Genomic DNA, 7,393 nt, shown 5'->3' with positions numbered 1-7,393 from the left:
CGCTGGCCCGGCGTTCCTGCAACGGGGCCGCGCCAGGGTAGCCGCGCGGACACTCGTCGGGACAGCCGGTACGCCAGCCGTCGCAGTCGATGGGGTACACGCAGCCGCCGGTAAGCAGCGAACAGTCGTGCACGGTGACGACCAGAGGGACGGGCGGCAGCGGCGGCGCGCTCTGCCCCGTTCCGCCGGAAACGTCCCCCTGCGCCGACTGCTGGGCCTGACCAGCCTGGACGATGGAGCCGAGGCAGGCCGTCCAATCCAGCGTGGCGTGCAGGTGCAGGGGCATGCCGGGCATAAGGCAGCCGCCCACCCCGGCGGCGGGCACCACGCCGTGCACGGCCCCGCCGCTGGCGAAGCCGTCAGCGGAACCTCCATCGGAACCGTCATCGCTCGAAATATCGCCATCCAGGATTTCGCAGGTCCGGTGCACCACCACGCCGCGCCGGGCAACTCCCCGCGCCAACATGTGCGCCACCCGCGTGGCGCCGCCCCGATGGGAAAGCAGGGTATGAAAATGCAACGCCGCCGGAAGCTCGGTGGTCATACGCCCTCCCCGCCCCCGCGGGGCATGGTGGTTGCCGGAATCGCGCCGGCTGGGGCCTGTCCTGCACCTGCCGCCACGGCTCCCTCCTGCCGGGCAGAAGCCGGACCGGCCTGCGCAACGGGGCCAACGGCTTCCGCCGTGCCGAAAGCTGGCCGCACCCGCTCCAGCAGGTCCTGCTTCAGTGCCCACAGCAGCAGGAAACCGGCAGCCTCGCCGTCCATGCCATCACCAGTCAGCACATCCAGCAACCGGCCAGCGGTCACGGGGCGTCGCGCGGCAAACAGCAGCCGCTGCAACAACATGGGCGGCACCAGCCGCTCCACGCCGGTGTACAGCACGGGAAATTCCTGCTTGCGGTACACGGCCTCGCCCGCGCGGGTCCAGCTCAGTTCCATGGTGCGGTCAAGCTGCGCCGTGGGGTAGCCGCCGAACACCTCTCCGTACGACATGTGCAGCGGGTGGGCGGCCTCGCGCAGGTCGCGCAGGGCATCCGCATCCGCGTCGCCCCCGCATTCAGCACCTGCAACCGCGCCGGAACAGGCCGTGTCGGCATCCGACGCACCGGTAACGTAGCCAGCGTGACCGCCGGGAGCGGGCTGGCGCCACAGCGCCTCCCACAGGTCCAGCCAGCGGGCCACCACGCTGTCCCAGGTGAATTCCGCCAGCACCCGCACCCGCGCGGCAGCCCCCATGCGGGCCCGCAGGTCCGCGTTGGTGGCCAGGCGGGCCACGGCTTCGGCCAGGGCAGGCACGTCCACCACGGTCTGCTGGGCCAACAGCAAGTGGTACTGGCTGTCGAAAAACACCGGCGCCAGCATGTCCACGCCGGGCGTGGCCACCGGTGCCATGGTGGGCACGGTGAACCCGGTTTCGCCGTGCACCACGATGTCGCGGTAGCCGTCGTAGTCGGAAACCACGGCGGGCAACCCGGCGGCCCCGGCTTCCACCAGGGTAAGGCCGAAGGTTTCCTGCATGTTGTCCACGGGAGAGACGAACACGTCCGCCGCCGCGAACAGCGCGGCCCGCTCTGCATCGGAGGGCGAAGGGACAACCCGGATGCGGATGCCCAGCCGCTCGGCCAATTCGGAGATGCGTGCGGGGGTGTCGTCTCCGGGCTTCACGAACCCGGCCACCACCAGCAGGTAGCCGCCATGGGCCAGCCCCAGCCCTTCGGCGCGCTGCAAGGCGCGCAGCAGGGGCAGCAGGTCCATCTTGGAATAGTGGGCGATACGGGCGAACACCAGCAGCACCGGCTCTGCGTCCACGCCCAGCCGCTGGCGCATGCCTGCCCGCAACGCCGCCCCGCCCTGCCGCCCACCTTGAGGATGCAAGGCGCCGGAGGCCGCGTTCAGGACGACCGCATCCACGCCCAGGGGTATGCGCTCCACATGCGGCGCGGGGTATGCCTCCTCGTCCAGGCCGTAGGCGCGGCGCAACTGTTCGAACATGCGCAGCACCACGCCCTGCCCCGCCGTGGATGTGGCCACCACCGCATCGCGCGCGGTGGTGCCCGGCCACAGATGGGCCAGGAACCGCGAAGGATAGCGGGCATAACTGAGCGAATGGGTAACCCCGGTCACCGGAAACAGCACGGGGGCATGCGCGTTGCGCAACCGGGCCACGTGAGGCTGGTCGGTGACGCTGTCCGACAGATGAAAGCAGTGGTAGGGCTTGCGCGCCAGCATCCAGGCCAGGTCGTTGCGGGTGGACACCCGGAACCCGTTGCGCGCGACGATGGCCGGAAATTCCTCGCGCAAGCGGGTTTCCGTGGTTTTGGCCACGTCCAGCCCCGGCAGGAAGAAATGATACTCGGGAAACGGGTCGGCCCGCAGCAGCGCCCGCATGAAGCCCGCATTGGCCACGGGACGGCCCATGATCTCGCCGGATTCAAGGAAGGGGTGCAGGGTGCCCCAGGCGCGTTTGGTGCTCATGGTGCAGCAAAGACACAACTTGTCGAGGCTGTCAAACCGTTCCGGACACCACGCCCGGCCTTCTGCCCGCGCCCCGGCCAGTCCTGGCCCGCCTGCTGCCGCTCGGCTCCCCATACCCGCCCCGACGCCACGCACGGACCACGCCAGGTCAACTCCCGATCACCCCCGGCAAAGCTTGCCGCCGCGGCCATCCTTTCCCCCGCACCGGCCTGAACGGCCCCTGCCAGCCCGGCATCACCGGCAACATGGACCAATTCTTGCTTTCATCCTGTGCAACGTCGCGTTTCCGACGCCTGCCGCCCTGACGCCGCAACCGGCGCGGGCCGCGCACATTACCTTGTCCTACGCCGCAAACCCCTGGGGGGGGAGACCGGACCATGAAGAAGACACCGCAACACACCATGTGGACCATGGGCCTTTCCGAGGCCGATGCGGGACTGCTGGCCGCCCACGCGGGCAGCGACTACCGCATCATAGCCCTGCCTCCGGGGCGTGCCCCGTCCTCCCTTGAAATGGAGCGCGACGACCCCTGCCTGTTCTGGCTCACGTCCGAAGCATGGACCGCCATCGCCAGCCAGCGCGAAGGCAAGTCGCAGCATCTCGACCTTGTCCCGCGCGTGCTGGTGCTGGAACCCGGCTACTCGCGCGAGGAAATAGAACGGGCGCTGGACAGCAGCTTCACCGATGTCATCAAGCCGCCGCTCACCCGCGCCCGCGTGCTGGACGTGCTGCGCCGGGCGGTGGAAACCCGCAACCTGTACCACGACATCCTGCGCATGACGCGCGAGATATTCCTTGAGCGCGAAATGCTGGCCCGCAAGAACGACACCCTGTCGTTCCTGGTAACCTTTCTGACGCGGACCACCGAAAGCCTGGACCCGGCGGAAATCCTGGGCAAGGTGCGCGAAGCCCTTTCGCTGCTGCTGCCGGTAGCGGCGGTGCACGGCATCTTCTGGCCTCCGGCGCCGGGGGGAGGCGCGCTGGAAGCGGAACTGTTCGTGGCAACCACACCCGACTGCCCGGTGAACGTGCAATGGGTTGACCTGCTTCTTGAATCGGCGCGGCGCCTGGGCAACGCGCCCGTGGCGGGCTACCGCGTCACCCATGTGCCCGGAATGGCCGAACTGCTCGACCCCGCAGGCTGCGCCGTGGAGCATGGACAGCCCCCCGTGCCCGGACGGGTGATACTGATGCCCCTGCGTACCGGCACCGAAGCCCTGGGGGCGCTGGCCATCCTTACCGACGGCACCCAGACCATAGGCAAGGACCAGGCCCAGGCACTGGATTCGGCCATGAAGCACCTTGCCCTGGCGCTGAAAAACGCCATGGTCTACCGCGAGGTGAAGTTGCAGGCCGACCACGACGCCCTTACCCGGCTGCACAACCGCCGCAGCCTGGACGAAAGGCTGCGCACCGAATTCGAACGGCACCGCCGCTACGGCCACACCATGAGTCTGCTGCTGCTGGACCTGGACCACTTCAAGGCCATCAACGACACCTATGGCCACCTTGCGGGCGATGCGGTGCTGCGCGAACTGGCCGACGTGCTGGGCAGTTCCATCCGCACCACGGACTTTGCGGCCCGCTACGGCGGCGAAGAATTCGTGGTCATCCTGCCGCACACGGACGAGGCGCAGGGCCACATGCTGGCCGAGCGGCTGCGCCATCGCATCGAACAGTGCCGGGTGCAGCACCACGGGGTGCAGCTTTCGGCCACGGTGAGCATCGGCGTGGCGGGCTTTCGCCCAGGCGCCTTCGCCAACGTGGAGGAACTGGTGCGCGAGGCCGACAGGGCGCTGTACCTGGCCAAGGCCAATGGCCGCAACGTGGTGTGCACCATGTCCGACTGCTACGACGCCAAGGCCACCGGATAGCCGGGGCAGATCACGAAAAAAAGAGGCGGGGCGCTCCGAAAGGGGCGCCCCGCCTGCGTTGGATCCGCTACCGCCCGAACCGTGCCGCTCCCATGCCGTGGCATTGCGCCCGCCGTTCCATCGAAAGGCCGTATCGCTCGCAGCTTCAATCTCCCCTGCCGATCCGGCCTTTGCACGGCCCGTCAGGCCACCGCGTCGCCAGTTGTGCGCGGCGGGATGGCTGACAGCGCAAGTTCTCCGTCGTCCCGGGCCTGCCGCAGGCGTGCCACCACGTGTCCGGCAACCATGGCGGTAAACCGGAGGCAGGCCTGCATGTCGGTCTGTTCACCAAAGACATGCAGCAAATCATCACAGCGAATGCTGCCGTGCGCGGCCAGCGCATCCTCGCACACCGTGCTGCCAGCCGCGCCGCAAGGACCAGCCGGCTCCGGGCTGTTCGCGTCCGCACAGTGCCCCCATGGCCAGCACGCCCCCTGCCACGGCCCCCACATTTCCTCCCTGCACCGGCCCACGCCGCCCCCGAAGGCGGTGACCAGCCGTACCTGTTCCGGCACATCAAGGCCGAATGCCCGCGTAACGACCAGAAAAACGGCTTCGGCGCAATTGAAACCGGCCTTGAAAATCTCTTGGCCTGCTCCCGCGGTGCGTCGGTTTCCCTGAACGTCGCCTCCTGTTCCCTGCGTTTTCCGGTGCCTTGCACCGTCATTAAATATCTAATGCGCCGCATGCGCGTTGCTCAAAATCGAATCCAGCGATACCTTTCGATGCGGTCAATCGCGGTTTCCGAACGATCAAGAGGACGGACATGGAACTACGCGACCTCAGAACCTTTGCGGCAGTGGCGCGCCTGCTCAGCTTCCATCGGGCGGCGGCGGAGCTGAACGCCGCGCAATCCACGGTTTCCGCGCGCATCGCCGCGCTGGAAACGGAACTGGGCGTCCGGCTGTTCGAACGGCTGGGCCGCCGCGTGGCCCTGACGGAAGCGGGCGAGCGGCTGGTACAGTACGCGGCCAAGCTCATCGACGTGGAAGACGAGGCCAGGGCCTGGGTTACCGGAGAATCGCGGCTGCGCGGCCTGCTTACGGTGCGCGTGCCGGAATCGCTGTGTGCGTACCGCCTGCCGCCGGTCATCGCCGCGTTTCGCCGCCGCCACCCGGAAGTGGCCCTGCACCTGACCGCATGCACCCTGAACGGGCTTGAAAAGGACCTGCGCCAGGGCATCACCGACCTGGCCTTCGTCATGGCCGACAGCGTGCGCGGCGGCGACCTGAACGTGGAAGCCCTGGGCATGGAACCGCTGGTGCTGGTGGCCGCGCCGCATCACCCACTGGCCACGCGCGAACGCGTCACCGCCCGCGACCTGCACGGCGTCACGCTGGTGCTGTCCACGGCGGATTGCGCCTACCGCACGGTGATCGAGGAAGCCCTGGCAGCCGAAGGCGTGCAGCCCGCCGCCGGGCTGGAATTTTCCAGCGCGTCGGCCCTGCGCGGCTGCGTGGCATCCGGCGTGGGGATTACCCTGCTGCCCGAGGCCGCCGTGCGCGACGAACTGCGCGCGGGTACCCTGCGCGCGCTGGCCTGGGCGGACCAACCCTTTGAAACGGCGGTGCTCATGGTGCGCCACCGGGGCAAGTGGGTGTCTCCGTACATGGACACCTTCATGGAGCTGTGCCGCGCCGCCTGTGCGGGCGCCGCCGGGACCAAGGCCCGCCCGGAGGCCGTCTGGGACTTCCCCTGCCCCATGGCAGACGTGGCCACCATTCTGGAGCCGCCCAAATCCGCCGCCAATGCCAAGGAGCGTCCGGACAGCACAGGACAGCCAGCCTTGACGGACGCCGTGGAGTCGCCACCCGTTCCGTCCGTACCCGATGCACCCGATGCGCCTGATGTGTCTGACACGCCTGATGCGCCCGATGCGTCTGACACGCCCGATACGGCTGACACTTCCGATACGCCCGATACGCCGGACATGCCGGATGGCGAACAGTTGCTCCCTCTTACGAAAGTCAGCCCCGAGCACGCGCCGGAACAGCCAGTCGATCTGGCGGACAACCTTCTTGCTGACGAACCGGACGAGCTTGCGCCAGACGAACTTGCGCCAGACGAGCTTGCGCCGGACGCGCTTGTGCCAAAGAAACTGACACCGGACGAACTGACACCGGACGACGAACCGGGTGGCCTCATGAATGGGCAACCTGATTCCAGCGCCGTACCGTGGGCCGATTCCTGGGCCGGACAGGAGTTCATGGACGATGCGGACATCGGCCCGGAAACGGTCTGGGGCAGCCTGCCGGACATGGCACCCGAAATGGACACGGACATGGCACCGGGGATGGCGCCCGAGGCGTTGCTGGACACGATGTCCGAGATGTCATCTGGAATCCTGCCAGAATCCTACAGGGATCTGCCATGGCAAGACCTGGGCGATTGCAGCTGTTTTGACCCGACCGATGGCCCCTGCGCCAGTGAGGATGCCGGGCCGGACACCAGCGGGGCTTACGGGCCGGACAGTGGTATGGACATGCCCCAGCACACCCCGGAATCGTTGTCACTGGCAGACGACGAGGCCGAACCGGCACCACGCGCCGTGCCCCCTGCGGCCAGCATGCCCCCGGAGATCCACCAGCCGTCGCTGTGGGATATGCCGGCAACTTCCGGCCAGCCACCGGTATCAGCAGCGCCCGCCCCAGAAGCGAGCGGGACGGAGGGAACGGAGGCACCGCCCGCGCCCCATGGACAGGCACAACAAAACGAGCAGGCCGCCCACATGCGCGAACACGCTCGCCCCGCCCCGGCGGAACGCGCGGCAGATTCCGCCCCAGAGCCTTCCCAGGAAGCGCAGCAGTGGCTGTCGCTGCTGCCACCAAAACGCTGAGGAGCCCCAGCGTTCCGCACCGCCGGAAACAAGGACCACCCCATCCCCCTGTGCCGCCCGCATCCAGCGGACGGCGCACGCCGCATGCCGGGCGGGCGGGCGGCATGGTTCGACCAGACGCACGCCGTGCCTCGGACGGGCGCCATCATGCTTGGCCCGGGCGTGCGGT

4 protein-coding genes and 1 pseudogene are annotated in these 7,393 nt (G+C 68.4%); 2 read left to right on the top strand and 3 right to left on the bottom strand.

What is annotated here, in order from left to right; translation table 11 throughout:
• Together FVW20_RS03320 and FVW20_RS03315 are read right to left on the bottom strand one after the other, a co-directional pair.
• A pseudogene (locus FVW20_RS03320) lies at positions 1-544 on the bottom strand (glycosyltransferase); the annotation flags it as partial.
• A complete protein-coding gene (locus tag FVW20_RS03315) occupies positions 541-2,475 on the bottom strand; it encodes a glycosyltransferase family 4 protein (RefSeq protein ID WP_196608287.1) in 1,935 nt (644 codons plus the stop codon). The gene FVW20_RS03315 and the pseudogene FVW20_RS03320, both read right to left, overlap by 4 nt.
• Before the next feature lie 377 nt (positions 2,476-2,852).
• Here FVW20_RS03315 and FVW20_RS03310 point away from each other — a divergent pair, with 377 nt between their 5' ends.
• Positions 2,853-4,349 (top strand): GGDEF domain-containing protein, encoded by a 1,497-nt coding sequence (locus tag FVW20_RS03310; protein WP_196608286.1) that lies wholly within the window; start codon positions 2,853-2,855, stop codon positions 4,347-4,349.
• Positions 4,350-4,531: 182 nt separating this feature from the next.
• Here FVW20_RS03310 and FVW20_RS03305 read toward each other — a convergent pair whose 3' ends face one another.
• A complete protein-coding gene (locus tag FVW20_RS03305; RefSeq protein ID WP_307831324.1) occupies positions 4,532-4,903 on the bottom strand; it encodes a C-GCAxxG-C-C family (seleno)protein in 372 nt (123 codons plus the stop codon).
• A gap of 251 nt (positions 4,904-5,154) precedes the next feature.
• Between FVW20_RS03305 and FVW20_RS03300 the strand changes: the two genes are divergently transcribed.
• Positions 5,155-7,224: a LysR family transcriptional regulator gene (locus FVW20_RS03300; RefSeq protein ID WP_196608285.1), complete on the top strand. Its 2,070-nt coding sequence runs from the start codon at positions 5,155-5,157 to the stop codon at positions 7,222-7,224.
• Positions 7,225-7,393 lie beyond the last annotated feature (169 nt).

It is taken from the genome of Nitratidesulfovibrio oxamicus, from assembly GCF_015731765.1.
Lineage (GTDB): Bacteria > Desulfobacterota > Desulfovibrionia > Desulfovibrionales > Desulfovibrionaceae > Cupidesulfovibrio > Cupidesulfovibrio oxamicus.
This window is presented reverse-complemented; position numbering and strand designations above follow the sequence as displayed.